The sequence below is a fragment of the Rhizobium sp. WSM409 genome, assembly GCF_057653825.1.
In genome coordinates this window covers 60,672-79,093 of record NZ_JBYGKP010000006.1, presented here as the reverse complement: position 1 = coordinate 79,093, position 18,422 = coordinate 60,672, and the positions used below count along the sequence as shown (strand labels likewise).

Genomic DNA, 18,422 nt, shown 5'->3' with positions numbered 1-18,422 from the left:
GAATTCCGTCCGCTATCATCGCTCGGCTGAGCGACGCTCGCTTCGCCAGACAGCGCCTGATGCTTCGCGCGACGCACCTCAGCAAAGGCAAGTGGCCTCACGCCCGCAAAGCTGAGACGTGGCGATGGCACTGGCGGCCCAACCCGGTGACCATCGGGTACGATGGCGCCGTACCTGTTATGAATGATGAGGATGCGTCGGATCGTCGTGCGGCTTCAGAAAAAACCGCCGCGCGATGTCCCAATAGCCATCATAGACAAGCCCGCCATTTGAACGGACGAGTGTATCGCGGTTTTTGCGATACACCGTCGGAAGGCGATACCAGGAAATGCCCGGCCGGCGATGATGGAGAACGTGCAGGTTGTTGTAGAGAAACAGCAAGCCGAAGAGATAGCTGTTTTCGACGATGGCGGTGCGTTCCTCATGGTTTTCGGCATATCTGTGCTCAGCATAGGATCTGAGCCGCGTCATCGCAGCACCCGTGTAGACGAAAGCGAGATACAGCAAAATCGGCATGCCGCCGACGACGGTCGCCCAGAAAAGAACGGCGGCGACACCGATGCCGTGCACACCCCATATCCGCCGTCGTCCCGGTTCGTTCGCCCGTACCAGCTGCCCTTCCTGTCCAAGGAAACTCAACAGCATCACGGCAGGGCCGATGGTCAAACGGCCGAACAGGGTGGTGTTCCACCGCGCCAGCAACCTGCCGGTGGCGCCGAGCTGCTCCCAGGTGGCTTTGGTAAAATAGGAAGATTCCGGATCTTCGATCGGATCGGTCAGATATTCGTCGCGATGATGCTCCAGATGGCTTTCCTTATAGATTGGATAAGGCAGCCACAGTGACAGTGGTATCGAGCCGATCGCGTCGTTTATCCCTTGGTTTCCCGTCGGATGACCGTGAATGACTTCGTGCTGAAGTGATCCGTGCCAGGCAATCAACCAGCCTCCGGCGATCACGGCCACGATCAGCGGCAACGATTGCCACCACCAGGTGAGCGCCAGAAATCCGCCATGGATGACGAGTGCGAGAATGACGGTTGGCCATTCTGTTGAACGCGACGGAATAAAGGCCCGTGAAGTCCTGTTGAGCATGCCTGTGATTCCCCGTCATCTCAATCCGATCGGATTGCTCGCTCGAGCCTAAGGCTTGTCACCGTGAAGGTGGCGTTCGAGGAAGGGCAAATTGTCCTGTCCCCAATAGATCTCGCCATCAAAGACATAGGTGGGAAAGCCGAAGACGCCGCTGTCGCGGGCATGCGCGCGGTCCGACGACCACTTGTTCTGGACATCGTCGTCGGCTTGTCGCCTGAGGAGCACCGCGCCATCGAAACCTGCTGACGCCACGATCGCCTCGCGCACATCGGGCTTGCCGATATCCTTCGCCTCGCTCCAGAAGGCATGTTGCAGGGCGCGGGCAACGCCGATCCAGTCCTGTCCATCGAGGTAGGCCGCAATCACGAAGAGGGACGCTGGCGTCGGGTCGCTCAAATCCGGGCGATTTTCGAGCCGCAGTTCCTTGCCGCGCAAGCGCGCCCAGCGCTTGAGGTCCCGCGTCCAGTAGGCGCGCCGGATCTCCGGGCGATTTCGCGAAAAGATACCACCGTTTTCCTCGACCACCGTCGTCAGATAGGGCGTGATGACGACCTCGTTCTTCGCTGCAAGTTCGGCGAAGGCGTCGAAGCCGATGTAGGACCAGGGTGAGCCGATCGAAAAGAAGTATTCTACTGATTTGGTCACTGATGCATGTTCCCTGCGAGGTGATTGTTCCGGCGTCGAATGATCGACGGCATTTTCAGGAAGCGGATCGAATTTCGGATTGCGCTTTCCATCCGAGCTCCGGTGCGATCAGCGTCACGAAGTCGTGGAGAATCTGGTGATATTCCTCGTGCTCGAACTCGTAAGGAAGCTCCAGCCTCAACTCGCTGACCTCGGGTAGGATCGGATCGGCAAAAAGCCGCGCCAATATCTCGTCCGATGTGCCGACGACATCGCGGGCAAACAAGGTGCGCCGCTCGCCCTGCGGTGAAAGGGTTCGCTCATGGCGGCCATCGGCATAGTCTCGATATCGGCGGCGCGTCGCCGCATCGGCGCTATCGAAAGGCACGATGACGCGGCCCAGCGCGACCCGGCGCTGCGTGCCAGCGGCGCGATAGGTTTCGATCAATCGCGATTGCGCGGTGAAGAAATCATCGGTCCCCTCGCCCGTTATCACATTGCCGGTCAACAGGTTGAAGCCATTGTGGCCGGCCCATTCGGCCGAGCGCTGCGAACCGCCGCCATACCAGATCCGGTCGATCAGGCCCCTGGCATAAGGATGCAGCCGCGGCCGCTGCGGGCCGAAGGGCGTCTTGATCAAGGTCTGCTCGTCGCCGAGATAAGTGCCACGCAGATTGTCGGCAAAGCGCAGCACGCGATCATGCGAGAAATCGTAACCCGTCCAATCGCCGTCGAAGACGAGCGGGGCGATCAGCTCGGCGTGTAGCGGCCGGCCAGCGCTGACGCCGACATTCAGCCGTCCGCGGGACAGAACATCGACGGTGGCAAGATCTTCGGCCAGCCGGTAAGGGCTCTCGTAACCGATCGGGATGACCGCGGTTCCAAGCTCGATCCGGCTGGTTCGCTGCGTCGCCGCCGCCAGGAAGGCGCTGGCCGAAGAGATTCCAGGCTCCAGGTGCCGCTGCCGGACCCAGGCACTGTCGAAGCCCAGATCTTCGCCATATTGCAGCTGCTCAAGCGTCTGCTCCAATCCCGACAACGGATCTGCGTCGGGATAGTTGCCGGGGGTGAGGAAGCCGATGTGGCTGATGGATATGTTGCCCACTCGTGCCATCCGATGATCAATACTTCGGCAGGCCGGGCGGGTTGGTCTCGGATGCCGGCAAGGCTTCCTCGGAAAGATGCCAGTGGTCGAGGATTTTTGCGTAGGTGCCATCCTTGATCAGGCCGTTGGTGGCGGCAGTCAGCGCGTCGGCCAGTCCGCTTCCCTTGCGGGTGGTGATCGCGACATCCGAGCGATCCGGCCAGCCGGCACTCAGCGTGCCGACGCGCTTGATGTTCTTGTCGCGCGCGGCGATGAAGACAAGCTGTGCATGCGGCTGGACGATGACATCGGCCCGGCCGGAACGCAGTGCGAGAAGGCTTGCCGCCTCGTCGTCGTAATATTGCAGCTCGATCGGTTTCAGGCCCGCGGCAACATCTTCCTCGCTCCACTTAACCAGGATGCGCTCCTGGTTGGTGCCGGCCCCGACAATGATCCTGAGGCCTGCCGCATCCTTGGGCTCCTTGATCGAGGTGACCGGGCTGTCGGATTTCACGAAGAAACCATGCAGGCCCTGGCGGTAGGTGGAGAAATCGAACTTTTCCTTGCGCTGCTCGGTGACCCCGACATTGGAGATGACCGCATCATACTTGCCCGAGGCGAGGCCGAGCGGCCAGTCGATCCAAGCGACCGGCACGATCTCCAGCGTCAGGCCGAGGCTATCGGCGATGGCATAGGCATAATCGGGATCTGCCCCGACCACAGTCTTGGCGTCGGTGGCATAAGTAGCAAGCGGCGGGCCGCCGGGGCTGACCGCGATGGTAAACTTGCCTGGTGTGACGAACTTGAAATTCTTGGGGATTGCGGCAATCGCCGCATCGTTCCTGGCGGCGTGAAGCCGGCCCGGCTGCTCTGGGCTGAGGTCGAAATCCTCGGCTGCATGGGTTGCGCCGAAGGAAAGGGCCGACGCCATGGCGGCGATCAGCAGGGTCCGGAATGCCGGAAAGGCAATCATCGTCTTCAATCTCCAAATTGTCAGGCAGGAATGGCCGGCAGCATTGCCGCCGGCCCAATAGGGGTCGATCAGGAACCGCTCTTCGGCAGGCCGGGCGGGTTGGTCTGGGCCTTGTCGATCGCTTCGGGACCGAGGTTCCAGGTATCGAGGATCTTCCGATAGGCGCCGCTGGCGATCAGGTCATTGACGACATCGGTCAAGGGCGCTGCCAGGCCGCTGCCCTTGCGTGTGGTGACGGCAATTTCGGCCGTGATCGGCCAACCGCCGCTGACGGTGCCGACGAGCTTGGTCTTGCCGTTTATCCCCGCCGAATAGGCCTGCGTCGCGTTCACGCTGAAGACGGTGTCCGCTCTGCCGGACTGGACGGCGAGATCCTTGACCGCGTCGTCGTCATAATATTGCACCTCGATCGGCTTCAGGCCGGCGGCGACGTTCTCACGATCCCATTCCAGCAGGATTTTCTCCTGGTTGGTGCCGGCATCGGTAATCACCTTCAGGCCGGCAATATCCTTCGGCTGCTTGATCGCCGCGATCGGGCTATCGGCCTTGACGTAGAAGCCAAGCTCATCCTTGCGGTAGGTCGAGAAATCGAACTTCTCCTTGCGTTCTTCCGTGACCGTCACGTTAGAGATCACCGCGTCGAACTTTCCGGAGGTCAGCCCCAGCGGCCAATCGGCCCAGGCGACCGAAACCAACTCGAGCTTCAGGCCCAGGCTGTCGGCAATGGCCTGCGCCAGATCGACGTCATAACCGATGACGGTTTTGGAATCGGAGGCATAATCATGCAGCGGCAGATTGCCGCTCGAGCTGATGCCGACGGTGAAGACGCCGTTTTCGACGAACTTGAAGTCCTTGATTTCGGCAATGCGTTTCTCGTTCTTTTCAACCCGCAGCCGGTTCGGCTGCTCGGGGCTGAGATCGAACTTCTGCTGCGCCTGCGCGGAACCGAAACCGATTGCGGCCATGGTGACGGCTCCCGCTATCAGAAGCCTTGCCCTATCTCTAAATGTCATGCCCCTTCTCCATTTCATCTTTAGGTTGTGGTTATTGTTATTCGGCCGGAGCAGCCCGTCGCGGCCCGGCGTTTCGCCAGCGCTGTTTCGCGCTAGAGAACCTTGGCGAGGAATTCCCGGGTGCGGGGATGTTCCGCTTGTGCGAAGATGCGGGCCGGCGGCCCGGCCTCCAGGATGCGGCCGCTGTCCATGAAGACGACCGTATCGGCAACTTCGCGGGCAAAGCCCACCTCGTGGGTGACGATGACGAGCGTCGTGCCGGTGCGGGCAAGCTCCTTGATGACGTCGAGCACTTCGCCGACGAGCTCCGGATCGAGCGCCGATGTCGGCTCGTCGAAGAGCAGCACCTTCGGGCGGAGCGCCAGTGCGCGGGCGATCGCCACACGCTGCTGCTGGCCGCCGGAGAGCTGGCGCGGATAGGCGTTGATCTTGTCGCTGAGGCCAATGCGTGCCAGCAGCTCCTGCGCCAATTGCACGGCGTCCTCGCGGCCGACACCGCGAACCTGGATCGGTGCCTCGATGAGGTTTTCGAGCACGGTCAGATGCGGGAAGAGATTGAAGCTCTGGAAGACCATGCCGATATCGGCGCGGCGTTTGAGGATATCCTTCTCCTTGAGCTCGTAGAGCGTGTCGTCCTTCCTGTTGTAACCGACGAAATCGCCGTCGACCGAAATGAAGCCCTCATCGACACGCTCCAGATGGTTGATGGCGCGCAGAAGCGTCGACTTGCCCGAGCCGGATGGACCGAGGATGGCGGTCACGCTGCCGGCGGGAAGGCTGAGTTCGACGTCATCGAGCACTTTCAGCGAACCGAAGCTCTTCGAGATACCGTGGATGCGCACCGCGCCGCCTGCAGCCCGCAGCGTCGCCGCATCCTGGAAACCGATCTTGCGCACGGTGTCGGTCGCCGTCTCGAGGACAGGCAGCGGACGGCGGAAACGCTCGAAAAATGCCTGGAAGGGCAACGGCGTCGGGTTGCGCACGGCGCCTTTGGAAAAGTAGCGTTCGATATAGCGCTGAGCGATCGACAGCACCGTCATGATGATCAGGTACCAGACGGTCGCGACCATCAGCAACGGAATGACTTCGAGATTGCGGCGGTAGATCACCTGGACCGTATAGAAGAGCTCCGGCAGCGCCAGCACGTAGACCATCGAGGTGCTCTTCGCCAGTCCGATGAGTTCGTTGAAGCCGGTCGGAAGGATCGAGCGCATGGCCTGCGGCAGCACGATGCGGAAGGCCTGGCGGCGGCGCGGCAGACCGAGTGCGGCGGCCGCCTCCAGCTGACCATGATCCACCGAGAGAATACCGCCGCGCACGATCTCGGCGAAGAAGGCAGACTGGTTGAGCGTGAGGCCGAGGAAGGCGGCGGCAAAGGGCGTCAGCAATTGCACTGTCGGATAGTCGAGAAAGACGGTATCGCTGAAGGGAATGCCAATCTTGATCGTCTCGTAGAGGTAGCCGAGATTGTTCAGGATCAGCAGCAGCACGATGACCGGGATCGAGCGCAGCAACCAGATATAGCCCCAGGAAAGACCTGAGAGCAGCGGCGACCTGGAAACGCGGGCGAGCGCCAGAGCGGTTCCGAGGATGGATCCGGATATGGCGGCAAGCACGGTCAAAAGCAGCGTCCTGCCGAGACCGACGAGCACTGGTTCGGCAAAGAACCATTCAGCAAAGACGCCCCAGCCCCAGCGCGGATTGGTGAAGATGGAATAGAGCACGGCGATGATGACGACGGCGGCAAAGATCGTGCCTGCCAGGCGGCCCGGATGACGCGCCGGCACGATGCGGTAACGGGAGTAATCCTTCGATCCTGCCGTCCTGCTGCCGGGGTCGATGCCGGCGAAATCCGTTGTCAGCGCCATTGTGCTTCCCTTTAATGATTGTCGGTCTTTGCCGTTTTCAGAAATTTGCGCCGGCCACCCGCAGGCGCGGTTCGGCATCTTCGTGAGCAGGCTCAGCGAGATGGGTGATGTCCTTCTCGAAGGGCAGGCTCTTGTAGATCTCGGGATCAACGGAGGTGTCGAAGAGAGCGGTGTAGCCGTAGTTCAGATAGAGGCCGACGGCTTCGGGCTGGCGAAAGCCGGTCGTCAGGTAGATGCGGGAATAACCTTGGCGGGCGGCCTGGGCCTCCAATTCCACCAGCACCTTGCGGGCAAGGCCCTGACGGCGCAGATCGGAGCGCGTCCAGATGCGTTTGAACTCGGCCGTGCGTTCGTCATAGTTCTTGAAAGCGCCGCCGCCGATGGTTTCGCCACCACGGATCAACAGGAGAAAATTGCCGTCAGGCGGCGCAAAGGCTTCGGGAGGATAGCGGTTCAGCTCGGCTGCGGCCCCTTCGGCATTGAAATAGTTGCCGTAGCGGCTGTCATATTCGTGGATCAATTCATCGATCAGCGGCTTGGCGCGCGGGTCGAGAGGGCTGGTATAGAGAAACGTATCGCTCATATCGTTCATCACCCGTTGTCATCAGTGAGGAAGGTTTCGGCGAGCCGGACCCAGTAGCGGGCGGCGGGCGCAATGATCGCGTCGTTGAAATTGTAGTGGGCATTGTGGAGAGGAGCGCTGTCGCCATTCCCGACGAAGAGGTAGCTGCCGGGATTTGCCTGCAGCATGAAGGCAAAATCCTCGCTCGCGGTTCTCGGCCGGAAATCCTTCTCGACCGCCGCCGGGCCGAGTGCGTCATAGGCGACGTCGCGGGCAAAGGCCGTCTCGGCTGTGTGATTGACCAGCGCCGGAAAGCCGAGGCGGTAGTTCACATCCGCCTCGGCGCCGAAGCTTTCGGCCTGGGCGCGGGCAACGGCGGGAATGCGCTCTCGCAACAGCTGGCGGACCGTCTCGCTGAAGGCCCGCATGGTGAGCTTCATCTCGACGCTCTCAGGGATGACGTTCGAGGCGGAGCCGGCATGGATCGAGCCGACGGTGGCGACCGCCATGTCCTGCGGGTCGACATTGCGAGAAACGACGCTCTGCAAGGCGGTGATGAAGGAGGCCGAGGCAAGCACCGGATCGACGGCGCGGTGCGGCTCGGCGCCATGGCCGCCCTTGCCGATGATCTTGATTACCGCCTGATCGACCGAAGCCATGGCGGGGCCGCTAACGAAGCCGAATTGACCCGCGGGAACACCCGGCCAGTTGTGGAGCCCGAAGACCGCGTCGACAGGAAAACGTTCGAACAGGCCTTCCGAGATCATCTTGCGGGCGCCAGCGCCGATTTCCTCGGCGGGCTGGAAGATCAGCTGCAGCGTGCCGCTGAAATTGCCGCTTTCGGCGAGATAACGGGCGGCGGCGAGCAGGATCGACGTATGTCCGTCATGGCCGCAGGCATGCATGACACCAGGATTGCTGCTGGCATAGGCAAGACCGGTCGCCTCCTCGATCGGCAGCGCGTCCATGTCGGCGCGGATGCCGATCCGCTTTTTGCCATCGCCGCGCTTGAGGGTGGCGACGATGCCGGTTCCGGCAATGCCCGTCGCCACCTCATAGCCCCAGGAGGAAAGGTGGGATGCCACAAGCTTGCTGGTTCTGAGCTCCTGAAACGCGAGCTCCGGATATTGGTGCAGGTCGTGGCGAAGCGCGATGATCTCGTCGAGATAGGCGGCGATACCTTTCTCGACTGGATCGTTGCTGTGCGAGTTCTGAGCGATGATGTTCATTGCGGTTCGTCAGCGCCTCAGGCGCCAACAGCCTTTCCGCGCTCGACCTGGTCCGCGCCCGCCGCATAGCGGCTTTCGCGGAAGGGCAAGCCGAGATGGTCGCGCAGCGTCTCGCCCTTCAGGACCGGATCGAAATAGCCGCGTTCCGTGAGGATCGGCAGAACGTATCTGGAGAAGTCGTCGAAACCCTCGGCGATGACAGGGAAACCGAGGATGAAGCCGTCGGCGCCGCCATGATCCACCCAACGGATGATCTCGTCGGCGATGTGTTCCGCCGTGCCGATGAAGGCGGTGCGCGGCGTTGCGGAATCAAGCGCGACCTGGCGGAGCGTCAGGTCCTTCTCCCGCGCCGTCTTCTTGATGCGGTCGGTGGTGGCGCGGAAATTGTTCCTGCCGATATCGCCGAGCTCGGGGAACGGCGCGTCGAGCGGATAGACGCTGAAATCATGATGATCGAAGAAGCGACCGAGATAGAGCAGCGCCTCCTCGATGGTGACGAGGTTGCGGATCGCCTGATACTTGGCGTCCGCCTCTTCCTGCGTCGCTCCGACGATCGGTCCGATACCGGGATAGATTCCGACTTCCGCGGCACTGCGGCCATGGGCAATAACGCTGTCCTTGAGCTGGCGGTAGAAGGCCTGCGCCTCCTCGAACGGCCCGCCATTGGTGAAGACCGCGTCGGCATGCTTGCCGGCAAGCCTGATGCCCGAGTCCGAGGCGCCTGCCTGGAAAACGACGGGTTGGCCCTGCTTGGAGCGGCCGATATTGAGCGGCCCCTCGACGCGGAAGAAGCGGCCCTTGTGGTTGAGGCGATGCATCTTCGTCTTGTCGACAAAGACGCCGGTCTCGCGGTTGCGGACGAAGGCGTCGTCGTCCCAGGAATCCCACAGGCCCTTGATCGCATCGATATAGTCCTCGGCGATCTCGTAGCGCAGTTCGTGTTCGGGATGTTCGCGGCTGTAGTTGCGCCCGGAACCCTCGAGCGGCGAGGTCACCGCATTCCACCCTGCCCGGCCGCCGCTGATGAGATCGATCGAGGCGAACTGGCGGGCGATGGTGAAGGGATCGCTGTAGGAGGTCGAGACCGTGCCGACGAGGCCGATTTTCGAGGTCGAGGCGGCGAGCGCCGAGAGAATGGCGATCGGCTCGAACCGGTTGAGGAAATGCGGAATGGACTGCTCGTTGATGTAGAGCCCGTCGGCAACGAAGGCAAAAGCGATGCCGGCCGCCTCCGCCTTGCGCGCCGTCTTGACGAAGAAATCGAAATTGACGCTGGCATCGGCCGGCCCGCTTGGATGCTTCCAGGCATTCATGTGACCGCCGGGGCCCTGCAGCATGATGCCGAACGTGACGTGTCTTTGAGCCATGGGATCAATCCTCCTTGGAAATGGTCAGGCGACGAGGGAAAGCCGCTCTTTGGCGAGCAGCTCGATGGAGGCCAGGCGCTCGGCGACCGAAAGCGCCGGCGTGTCTAGTACGAACTCCTTGACCCCATAGCGGCGGTGAAGTTCGTCCAGCTCCTTGCGGATCTGCTCCGCCGTGCCATGCAGCACGCTCGGCACCTTTTCCTCGATGCGGTAATCGGTGACGCCGGCCTGGCGGGCAAATTCGGCCGCCTGCTCCTCGCTGCCGACATTGACGGTCTGGCCGTTCGGCAGGAACACCTTGACGATGCGCAGCTTGCCGACGCGCTCGCGGGCATAGTCCTCGCTTTCGGCGGCGAAGGCGGCGAGCGCCAGGATCGGGCGCTTGCCGCCGGATGCCCGCTCATAGGCCTCGAAGGTTCTGCGCAAATTGTCGGGATCGCCGTTCAGGTGACCGGCGAAAACGAGTTCCCAACCCTTCTCGGCAGCGAGCTCGGCGCTTTCGACGCTGGCGCCGAGCAGGAAACGTTCGGGAGCAGTCGGCGGGAAAGGCGTTGCCTGCGCCCCCTCGTAATTCGGGTCGGCAGCGAGATATGTGTTGAGATCGGAGAGCTGGCTCGCGAAATCGGGCTTCCTGGCCGGATCGACGGCAAGCTGCAGGGCGCGCGTCGAGAGCGGAAAGCCGCCCGGCGCCTTGCCGACACCGAGATCGACGCGTCCGGGCGCAAGCGATGCCAGAAGATTGAAGGTCTCGGCAACCTTATACGCGCTGTAATGCTGCAGCATGACGCCGCCGGAGCCGATGCGGATCCTCGATGTCCTGGCAAGGAGATAGGCGATCAGCGCCTCCGGCGCCGAGCTCGCCAGATTGGACATGGCATGATGCTCGGCGACCCAGAAACGGTGATAACCGAGTTCCTCGGCCCGGGCGGCAATCTTGACCGTCGCCCGAAGCGCGTCCGCCGCGGTGAGACCCTGTTCGATCGGGCTTTTGTCGAGAAGACTGAGGAGATAGGTCATGACGCCACGATCCGATCCTTGGTTGCAAAGTTTAGTCTATAAAATCAGTAGACAAACTTCATTATAAGAAATGGCATTCTCTTTCGAACCCGATGTGTGAAAAAAAGCGGCCGCATCTAAGATGGGAAAATCGCCTGCCGGGACTTTGTCTCACTGGCAGCGTGAGGCTTCTTTCAATCGCCACTTGATGGTCTATATTTGGGTCGAAACGGAGTAACCGCATGAAGCTGTCAGAACAGGTCAAGCCGGTCATCTATCTCAAGGCGCATGCGCCGGAGGTCATCCGAAAGCTGAAGGGTAATCCGCAGCCGGTCGTCATTACGCTTCACGGAGAGGCGAAAGCCATCCTTCAGGATATCGGCCAATACGAAGAAACACAGGAGACGCTGGCGCTTCTGAAGGTGCTGGCGCTGACCAACCGGCAGGTCGAGGAGGGCAAACTGCGCCCCGCTGCGGAATCCTTCGCGCGCATCCGAAATCGTCTGGCTGACAGCCAACCCTGATGCCATCTCGTGTTCTTTTCGCCGAGGACACGGAACGCGAGATCGAGGATCGCTATCGCTTCATCGCCAGCTACGGCACCGAGACGCCAGGGCACTGACGGAAATCGAGAGCGCATGCGCCGGCGGAAATATTCCGAAGGAAGTTGGCGGGGATCGGAATTTCCGAATATCGGGAACTACACCATAAGCCGTAGCGCATGATCTATCGCATTATGGGCACCGATGTCGTCGGCTACTGCGTCGTAGACGGACGGCGCGAGATGCAAAGCTTTCTTAAGCGCAGGCTCATCCGCTGACGTCCGGCATATCGTACTTCAGCGCTTTGGATATCCAAGCTGCTTTACTTGAGCTGAATCCAGCCCTCATGAGGCTTCCAGCGCCATTCCCCTTCCACAGGCTGCGTCAGCGGCAATAGGAAGCGTCCGAGATCAGTGACCACCGTGCCCAAGGCGGGTGGTGCGGCCGCCATCCGTTCGCGACCAAGGAACGCCCGCCGATGCCCCTACGTTTTTCTTGAGTTCACGCGCCATCGGCCACCGTCGCTTCGACATAGGGTCGCATGATCGACCAGATCCTCGCCTCTTTCGCATATGTCCAGAGGTCGTCGCTGGTGGTCTTGCGCCGACGGAGCCCCTCGCGCAGCCCCTCCATCGCAACGTCGAGGCCGACTTTCGCCCGATAGCGGAAGCAATCGACGATCGAACGCGCCGGATTTGTGATCGGCACCTCGACGCCCTCGATGCGATGCCGTTCGACGCCCTCGGTGAGAGCGGACCCCTTGAAGCGTACGAACTTGATAGGCGGATAATCGATCTTGGGGCGCCAGGCAGTGCGGTCGATCGCCATCCACACAGCCGAGGGCATCTGCAGCGTCAGTTCGTGGTATTGGAGGGCCGAGGTCAAGCAGACCACGCCCTTTGGAACCAGAACAGCCGCTTCAGCGAGTGCATGGGCCGCCTCAGCCTGAGTGTCCGGGAGTTGATACAGGCCTCGTGCCGGACGGACGACTGCCTCCTCCCGAACGAGACGGGCGAGCGTCTCCGGTCCAATGCCTTCGGCAACGAAATCCTTCAGCCGGAGCATCCCCCGCGCTTTCAGGAGGTCGAGCGCTCGAAGTCTCTGGGCGGTAGTGAATGTCATCGCCCGTGACGATTCCTCTATTCATCGAATATATAGCAGAGGTTTTATCACAAAGCCGCTTGCTCGGAAATCCCCCATTTCGACACCCCCTACAGCGAGCTGTGGGGCGAAGGCGGCGAGCATTCACGCAAAGGCTTATTCTGCAAGGTCTGGTGCTGGGGCCAGAGCTTGACGCGGAGGCGCGGAAATCGGCTTCTATTTCGTCACCGTCACCGTCACCGTCACCGTCGGCGAAGGCCGGAGGCTGGCCCAGATGTGCGCGTGAAACGCAAGCAGATCAATAAGACCGAGCCGATCCGCCGCATCATCGACACGCAGAACGATCCGGCCCAAATCAAAAAGACCACCGGTCGGAGATGGAACTCTACATCCCCAATCCCAAACTCTTCGTGCGCGAAAGCGACCGCTTCAACTCCATCTGTTGCGTGAGCTCCGCACGATGACTACGATCGGCAAGGCGAGCAACCTGGCGGATCCGCTCGACGTCACCAGCCTGATCGGGCCCCACTCGCTTCAGCTGATCCGCGAGATCTGAGGGATCGGCGCGACCGAAGCGCGTTTCGATCGCAGTAGCGATGTCCTTCGCCTCGGCAAGCGCTTGACGGCCCTCCGGTGTCGCCGCCAGTCGTTCGACGAACTTTGCCTTGTCGCTATAGGGGAGATCGTCGAGCTGGCGCAGCAGCGCCTCACTCCGGCGGCTCGGCCCCAGAACCTCGACCCCGTCCTGCTTTTCCCGCTTCCAGCGTTCGGAGCCGCATTCAGCCGCAAGGCGACGCTGCCAGGTGTTGGCGGATTGGCGAACATGCGAAACCAGCGCATCGATCCGCAAAAGCGCGTGCTTGCGTTCAGCGTTGTCTCCGAACAGGCCGGTCTTGCCGGCGAGCGCGCCGATCGTTTCGGGCGAAGCGCTGAGTTGGTTGGCGAGCGCGACCGGATCTGCGTTCTCATCCAGGATGCGGCCGCGCAACACGTCCATGGCCGCTGGCGCGTCGTTGAACACCTGCGGCGCAAGCTGCTTTGCCGCGTCCCAATCTCGTTCGAATGCCGGCATTGCCTTTGACCGCCCAACCGCTTCGACGCTCATCGCATAGGTCTTCACGGCCGCAACGAGCACGCGGCGTTCATCGCCACGTTCATCGACATTGGGATCCTGGTGCGAAGAGCCGCCATCGGCGATGCTGCGCACTGCGAGCGGTTTAGGCGGCCGCGGCTCTTGCATTGGCTTGGGAACCGCCGTGTCCGGGATGGGCTGTATCCCCTTGCTGATTCCATGAGATGCGACCTCACCTTCGCCCTGCCCCCGGCGATCCTCCATGCCGCGCCGATTGGCGAAGTCATGGGTATAGTCGAGCGTCGTCTCCTTGACGCCTGAGCGGCTCAGTGCCTCTGTCAGGGATCGCTCCGTCTTGAACGCATCCAGCCCCGCATAGAGCTGTACCGCCTCGCGATGACGGGTCATCGCCACGTAGGTCAGATGCCGGTCCATCGTCGTCGACGCGAGAACAAAACTCCGGTCGACGGTAGCGCCTTGCGTCTTGTGGATCGTCGTGGCGTAGCCGTGATCAAAGGCTTGGTAACGATTGACCGGTACGGTCACCTGGCGTTGCCCATCTTGCGTCTGCGCCTTGCCGTCAAGCCGAACCTGTATTGCGTCCGGTTGGACGGCGATCACCTCGCCCAGCATGCCATTCTTGACGCCGAGATCACGATCGTTCTCCAGGAAGACGATGCGGTCGCCGCGCGCAAAGGATCGCTTCCCATTGCTGGTCTGGTAGGTGAGTTCCTCACCTTTATCACCAGGCGGGTGGCTACCCTTTGCCAGCTCACCGCGCTCCTGCAACCGAGCACGAATGCCGGCATTGATGGCACGGACGTCGTCACGCCGATGGGCCATGGCAATGCGCGTGTCGTTGGGATTGGCCGATCGGTCAGCGACGTAATCGGCAATGATCGCCTTCAGCACGTCGTCGCGGTTTGCTTTCAGCTGGATGTTGCCATGTGCTTGGTAGGCAGCAAGCCCGTCGGCAGTCCGATGCGAGGCGAAGTCGATCGAGGCCTGCTTTTGCCAATCGGCTTTTTGCCGGCGCACTTCCGACAGTTGCGCGTGACCGACGGCTTCGGCAATCGCCCGGAACGGCGCGCCCGCTCCGATCGCCTGAAGCTGTTCATGATCGCCGACCAGGACGAGCTTGGCGCCGGCCCGTTTGACCTCGTCGACGAAGCGGGCGAGCTGCCGGCTGCCGACCATGCCGCCCTCGTCGATGACGAACACGTCACGAGCATTCAGCCGACCGCGATCGGCCTGCCAGCTGTATTCCCAGGACGCCAATGTGCGGCTCGATATGCCGGACGATTGCTCCAGGCCTTCCGCGGCCTTGCCGGCCAACGCCGCGCCATGAACGCGATAACCTTGCGCTTCCCAGGCCTGGCGGGCAGCCGCCAGCATCGTGCTCTTGCCGGCACCGGCAAAGCCGATCACCACGGCGATCTGACCGGGACCCGTGACATGCTCGATCGCCTGGCGCTGTTCCGCCGACAGCCCCTGCCCCGGTGAAGGATTTCCCGCCTGGATCGATCTGTCCTGATCGGCGATGGCCGCATCGACATTGCGCTTGAAGACACCATGGTTTTGGCGCGCCTTCATCGCAACAGCGGATGTTGCTATCGCACCCTCGATCGCCACCATCTCGACCGTCGAATAACGTGCCTCGCCATCACGGCCCCGGACACCTGAACTGTCGGGTCTGAGCTCGACGAGGGCTTTCGACGCCATGACCGATGCAAAGGCGTTCTGGAAGGTCTGCGCATCGTCGTTGATAGTGCGATGCAAAGCCCTGGCAATGTCATAACGGTTGAAGACGCTTTTCTCGTTGGTGATGAGCTTCAATATCTCTTCAGGGCGCCGGCGAATGATCTCGGCATTGCGCTCGGCCGATTGCGGTGAGATGCGGACGCGCGAGACTGCCCCACCCTGGCGATTAATCTCAGTGGCATGCACACCGACATGTTCGCTCGGCTCGATCGTGATCCCGACTTCCAGATGCGAGCGGTTGTCGATGCGGATATCGTGGCCTGCCATCGCCAGATGCTCGTTGGCAAGATGCTCCCACGCCTGTCTGAGATCCTTCAGCTGCAGTTGCGATGGCGGCAGGTGATTGGCGAGAAGCCATCTGTTTTCCCGCTCGAGCAGCGTCTTGTCGCCAAGACCGGTTTCCCTCACCTCACGCGTCGTCATCATCAGATGCGCGTGGCTGTTTCTGATATCGCTTGCCCCGCCTGGCCGATGGATCGCGAAGTCGACGGCAGCGCCATAGCGGTTGGCGAGATCTTCGGCAAACGCACGCGTCAGCGCTAGGCGTTGATCCGGCGTCAGTTCGTGTGGCAGGGCGATTTCGAATTCCCGGGCAATCCGGGCGTCACTTCGCTTCTCGGCACGCTCGGCGGCATTCCACAAGGCCGATCGCTTCATCGCCCAATAGGCAGAAGAGCGAACCGGCAAGACGATCTCGGCATGCTCGACACCTTTCCTGTTGCTAAAATCATGGGTTAGCCCATCACGCTCGTTGGTCAGCCGCTCAGCCGCACGATAGGCGGCGGACGCGACAGCGCTACGGCCAGCGCTGCGGGCGATCGGCTTCATGCTGAGATGATAGATCGCCATCGCCATCCCTTTGTTAGCGGGCTGCCGGCCCGCGCTTTGAGTTGCCCAGCAACTCGTAAGTGCGCCCTTGTGCCTTCGTCGCTTCGCGCCTTCGGGCACTGGTGGGAGCACGCGGCAATCGCCCGATGACCTCGTAAGCCGTTCAGCCGGTCGCTTCCACGCGCAGATTTGCGGGTAGCCGACATGCCACCCATCGTCGCAGCATCCGCGCATGCGATCGTGTGCGGTCATTGTCCTGATGCCGTTCGGCCGATCGCTGATTGTGGAACAGGGAGACAATGACAGTGGCACGCAAAACCATCGGCGAACGGCTGGCGCAGCTGGAAGCCCAGCGAAAGACATTGCAGATCCGTCTCGGCAAGCAGGAGCGCGCCATCGATACGCGCCGCAAGGTGTTGATCGGCGCACTTGTGCTGCATCGGCTGGAGAGTGATCGCGATGTGCAGATCGGCGGCGGACTGGCAGCCTGGCTCAGATCGGAACTGCCAAAGTTTCTCACCCGCGATGGCGACCGGGACCTGTTCGACGATCTGCTGAAGCCGCGGGCAAATGAGCCGACTGTCGGCAATATCGGCAGTGTCGGCAGCGGGAGTGCAGTATGATGATCCATGCCAACCAGATCAAGATTGCCTTCGCAAACATGATGCGCATGGCGGCCCGCGATCCGCTCTGGGCGATCGTCGCGTTCATCACCTTTCCGCTGCGATATGCCAAGTCGTTTGTCATGGGTGCATTTGGCTATTTGCTTGTCGTGTTCACCGTCTACTTCGGGATCGACTACCTCAGACGCGTGATGCTCGGCGGCCACAGGGGTGACGTCATCTGGCATGTCGGCGATTGGGTGGTGATGGCCTTTGCCATCGTGCTGCTCATTCGGCTGTTGTCGGTACCGTTGATCACGCATTTTGGATCGGCGGCGGACGACACGCACGGCACGGCTCGGTTCGCAGGTACACGAGAGATCGCGCCGCTGACAAAGGCGGAAGGCGGTTTGCTGATCGGCCGTGCGAACAATTCTGGCCGGCTTCTTCGCTACAGCGGACCGGCTCATCTGCTCACCATGGCGCCGACGCGCAGCGGCAAGGGTGTCGGCACCATCATCCCGAACCTTTTGACCGCCGACCGCTCGATCATCTGCATCGATCCGAAGGGCGAGAACGCGAAGATCGCCGGTGATGCACGGCAGAAGTTCGGGCCGGTTCATATCCTCGATCCGTTCGGCATCACCGGCAAACCAACGGCAGCCTTCAATCCGATGGACGGCGTTGATCCAAACAACGTCGATGTCGCCGAGGATGCAACGACACTTGCCGACGCACTGGTGTTCGACGAACCAGGCTTGTCAGGTGATGCGCATTGGAACGAGGAAGCAAAGGCACTGATCGCTGGATTGCTGCTTCACGTGATCGCCAGCCAGCCAGGCGACAGGCGCACGCTGACCACGCTCAGGCATTTGCTGACGTTGGCACCGGAAGCCTTCCGTGTCGTGCTGGGCGAGATGCAGAGAAGCGACGCGGTGAACGGACTGATCGCGCGGGCCGCCAATCGCCATCTCGGCAAGTCGGATCGCGAAGCCAGCGGCGTATTGTCGGCTGCGCAGCGACACACGCATTTCCTCGACAGTCCGCGCATGACCGGGGTGCTGTCACGATCGGATTTTCGGTTCGGTGACCTCAAGGCAAACAAGGCGACCGTGTTCCTGGTCTTGCCGCCAGACAGGCTTGCGGCCTATTCGCGTTGGCTGCGTTTGCTGGTGGCCCAGAGCCTGACCGAGATGGCGCGAACCGCACCCTCGCCGCTTCCATCCGCGCCGCCGGTTCTCTATCTGCTCGACGAGTTCGCCGCCCTTGGTCATCTGGCGCCCATCGAGCGGGCCATGGGATTGATGGCAGGTTACGGTGTGCAACTCTGGCCGATCATCCAGGACATTCATCAGCTGCGCGCCACCTATGGCCAGCGTGCCGGCACGTTTTTATCCAACGCCGGCGTGCTGCAGGTGTTCGGCGTCAACGATCACGACAGCGCCCGTCTGGTCTCCGATCTGCTTGGCCAGGAGACGGTCGTCTTCAACACGGCGGCACGCGCGCTCGATTCGGAAAAGACCGGCCTCTCCTTTGCCGAGCAGCATGTCGGCCGGCCTCTCCTGACGCCCGACGAAGTCCGCAACCTGCATGCCAAAACCGAGCTGTTGTTCATCGCCGGCCAGCGGCCCATCGTTGCGACAAAGTTGCGCTATTATTCCGATCCGGAATTCGTCGGGTTGTTTGTCAACCAGGAGAGATGAACCAG

15 protein-coding genes and 2 pseudogenes are annotated in these 18,422 nt (G+C 61.6%); 5 read left to right on the top strand and 12 right to left on the bottom strand.

Annotation, left to right across the window (positions count from 1 at the left end; genetic code table 11):
- Positions 1-177 precede the first annotated feature (177 nt).
- The 10 genes from AC25BC_RS34730 to AC25BC_RS34685 all read right to left on the bottom strand — a co-directional run bounded on the left by AC25BC_RS34730 (position 178) and on the right by AC25BC_RS34685 (position 10,829).
- On the bottom strand, positions 178-1,092 hold the full coding sequence (locus tag AC25BC_RS34730; RefSeq protein WP_128439005.1) for a fatty acid desaturase: 915 nt from the start codon (positions 1,090-1,092) through the stop codon (positions 178-180).
- Between the two features lie 48 nt (positions 1,093-1,140).
- On the bottom strand, positions 1,141-1,737 hold the full coding sequence (locus AC25BC_RS34725) for a 2-hydroxychromene-2-carboxylate isomerase (RefSeq protein ID WP_128439006.1): 597 nt from the start codon (positions 1,735-1,737) through the stop codon (positions 1,141-1,143).
- Positions 1,738-1,792: 55 nt separating this feature from the next.
- The gene (locus AC25BC_RS34720) at positions 1,793-2,830 is read right to left on the bottom strand and encodes an LLM class flavin-dependent oxidoreductase (protein WP_128439007.1); all 1,038 of its coding nucleotides are present in this window, start codon (positions 2,828-2,830) and stop codon (positions 1,793-1,795) included.
- 7 nt (positions 2,831-2,837) lie between these two features.
- Entirely contained in the window at positions 2,838-3,773 is a 936-nt protein-coding gene (locus AC25BC_RS34715) for an ABC transporter substrate-binding protein (RefSeq protein WP_128439008.1), read from the bottom strand.
- A 68-nt stretch (positions 3,774-3,841) separates the two neighbouring features.
- Positions 3,842-4,786: an ABC transporter substrate-binding protein gene (locus AC25BC_RS34710; RefSeq protein WP_128439009.1), complete on the bottom strand. Its 945-nt coding sequence runs from the start codon at positions 4,784-4,786 to the stop codon at positions 3,842-3,844.
- A 92-nt stretch (positions 4,787-4,878) separates the two neighbouring features.
- A complete protein-coding gene (locus tag AC25BC_RS34705) occupies positions 4,879-6,654 on the bottom strand; it encodes an amino acid ABC transporter permease/ATP-binding protein (RefSeq protein WP_128439010.1) in 1,776 nt (591 codons plus the stop codon).
- Positions 6,655-6,691: 37 nt separating this feature from the next.
- Positions 6,692-7,249 carry a GNAT family N-acetyltransferase gene (locus AC25BC_RS34700; protein ID WP_128439011.1) on the bottom strand — a complete coding sequence of 186 codons (558 nt, stop codon included), beginning with the start codon at positions 7,247-7,249 and terminating at the stop codon, positions 6,692-6,694.
- Positions 7,246-8,445, bottom strand: a complete 1,200-nt coding sequence (locus AC25BC_RS34695; RefSeq protein ID WP_128439012.1) for a M20 aminoacylase family protein — start codon at positions 8,443-8,445, stop codon at positions 7,246-7,248. Before AC25BC_RS34695 ends, AC25BC_RS34700 begins: the two co-directional genes overlap by 4 nt.
- 17 nt (positions 8,446-8,462) lie before the next feature.
- On the bottom strand, positions 8,463-9,812 hold the full coding sequence (locus AC25BC_RS34690; protein WP_128439013.1) for an LLM class flavin-dependent oxidoreductase: 1,350 nt from the start codon (positions 9,810-9,812) through the stop codon (positions 8,463-8,465).
- Between the two features lie 24 nt (positions 9,813-9,836).
- On the bottom strand, positions 9,837-10,829 hold the full coding sequence (locus tag AC25BC_RS34685; RefSeq protein WP_128439014.1) for an LLM class flavin-dependent oxidoreductase: 993 nt from the start codon (positions 10,827-10,829) through the stop codon (positions 9,837-9,839).
- Positions 10,830-11,050: 221 nt separating this feature from the next.
- Here AC25BC_RS34685 and AC25BC_RS34680 point away from each other — a divergent pair, with 221 nt between their 5' ends.
- Together AC25BC_RS34680 and AC25BC_RS34675 are read left to right on the top strand one after the other, a co-directional pair.
- Positions 11,051-11,332, top strand: a complete 282-nt coding sequence (locus tag AC25BC_RS34680; RefSeq protein WP_128439015.1) for a type II toxin-antitoxin system Phd/YefM family antitoxin — start codon at positions 11,051-11,053, stop codon at positions 11,330-11,332.
- A pseudogene (locus tag AC25BC_RS34675) lies at positions 11,332-11,628 on the top strand (type II toxin-antitoxin system RelE/ParE family toxin). The gene AC25BC_RS34680 and the pseudogene AC25BC_RS34675 overlap by 1 nt, the downstream one beginning before the upstream one ends.
- A gap of 223 nt (positions 11,629-11,851) precedes the next feature.
- On the opposite strand, the gene AC25BC_RS34670 reads toward AC25BC_RS34675, so the two are convergent.
- On the bottom strand, positions 11,852-12,472 hold the full coding sequence (locus AC25BC_RS34670) for a type IV toxin-antitoxin system AbiEi family antitoxin domain-containing protein (protein ID WP_003555692.1): 621 nt from the start codon (positions 12,470-12,472) through the stop codon (positions 11,852-11,854).
- Between the two features lie 61 nt (positions 12,473-12,533).
- On the opposite strand from AC25BC_RS34670, the pseudogene AC25BC_RS34665 reads away from it, so the two are divergent.
- Positions 12,534-12,808 (top strand): annotated as a pseudogene (locus tag AC25BC_RS34665) (chromosome partitioning protein ParB); the annotation flags it as partial.
- A gap of 28 nt (positions 12,809-12,836) precedes the next feature.
- Here the strand turns inward: AC25BC_RS34665 and traA are convergent.
- On the bottom strand, positions 12,837-16,133 hold the full coding sequence (gene traA, locus AC25BC_RS34660) for a Ti-type conjugative transfer relaxase TraA (protein ID WP_487778603.1): 3,297 nt from the start codon (positions 16,131-16,133) through the stop codon (positions 12,837-12,839).
- 278 nt (positions 16,134-16,411) lie between these two features.
- Here traA and AC25BC_RS34655 point away from each other — a divergent pair, with 278 nt between their 5' ends.
- Entirely contained in the window at positions 16,412-16,735 is a 324-nt protein-coding gene (locus tag AC25BC_RS34655; RefSeq protein ID WP_128439749.1) for a mobilization protein, read from the top strand.
- Entirely contained in the window at positions 16,735-18,417 is a 1,683-nt protein-coding gene (locus AC25BC_RS34650; protein ID WP_487778604.1) for a type IV secretory system conjugative DNA transfer family protein, read from the top strand. Before AC25BC_RS34655 ends, AC25BC_RS34650 begins: the two co-directional genes overlap by 1 nt.
- Positions 18,418-18,422: the final 5 nt, after the last annotated feature.

What these genes read in the sequence shown, in the direction of transcription:
- AC25BC_RS34690 (WP_128439013.1), bottom strand. Translation starts at nt 9,812, where the DNA reads ATGGCTCAAAGACACGTCACGTTCGGCATCATGCTGCAGGGCCCCGGC.
- AC25BC_RS34695 (WP_128439012.1), bottom strand. Translation starts at nt 8,445, where the DNA reads ATGAACATCATCGCTCAGAACTCGCACAGCAACGATCCAGTCGAGAAA.
- AC25BC_RS34655 (WP_128439749.1), top strand. Translation starts at nt 16,412, where the DNA reads ATGACAGTGGCACGCAAAACCATCGGCGAACGGCTGGCGCAGCTGGAA.
- AC25BC_RS34705 (WP_128439010.1), bottom strand. Translation starts at nt 6,654, where the DNA reads ATGGCGCTGACAACGGATTTCGCCGGCATCGACCCCGGCAGCAGGACG.
- AC25BC_RS34685 (WP_128439014.1), bottom strand. Translation starts at nt 10,829, where the DNA reads ATGACCTATCTCCTCAGTCTTCTCGACAAAAGCCCGATCGAACAGGGT.
- AC25BC_RS34715 (WP_128439008.1), bottom strand. Translation starts at nt 3,773, where the DNA reads ATGATTGCCTTTCCGGCATTCCGGACCCTGCTGATCGCCGCCATGGCG.
- AC25BC_RS34680 (WP_128439015.1), top strand. Translation starts at nt 11,051, where the DNA reads ATGAAGCTGTCAGAACAGGTCAAGCCGGTCATCTATCTCAAGGCGCAT.
- AC25BC_RS34710 (WP_128439009.1), bottom strand. Translation starts at nt 4,786, where the DNA reads ATGACATTTAGAGATAGGGCAAGGCTTCTGATAGCGGGAGCCGTCACC.
- AC25BC_RS34670 (WP_003555692.1), bottom strand. Translation starts at nt 12,472, where the DNA reads ATGACATTCACTACCGCCCAGAGACTTCGAGCGCTCGACCTCCTGAAA.
- AC25BC_RS34730 (WP_128439005.1), bottom strand. Translation starts at nt 1,092, where the DNA reads ATGCTCAACAGGACTTCACGGGCCTTTATTCCGTCGCGTTCAACAGAA.
- AC25BC_RS34650 (WP_487778604.1), top strand. Translation starts at nt 16,735, where the DNA reads ATGATCCATGCCAACCAGATCAAGATTGCCTTCGCAAACATGATGCGC.
- AC25BC_RS34720 (WP_128439007.1), bottom strand. Translation starts at nt 2,830, where the DNA reads ATGGCACGAGTGGGCAACATATCCATCAGCCACATCGGCTTCCTCACC.
- traA (WP_487778603.1), bottom strand. Translation starts at nt 16,133, where the DNA reads ATGGCGATCTATCATCTCAGCATGAAGCCGATCGCCCGCAGCGCTGGC.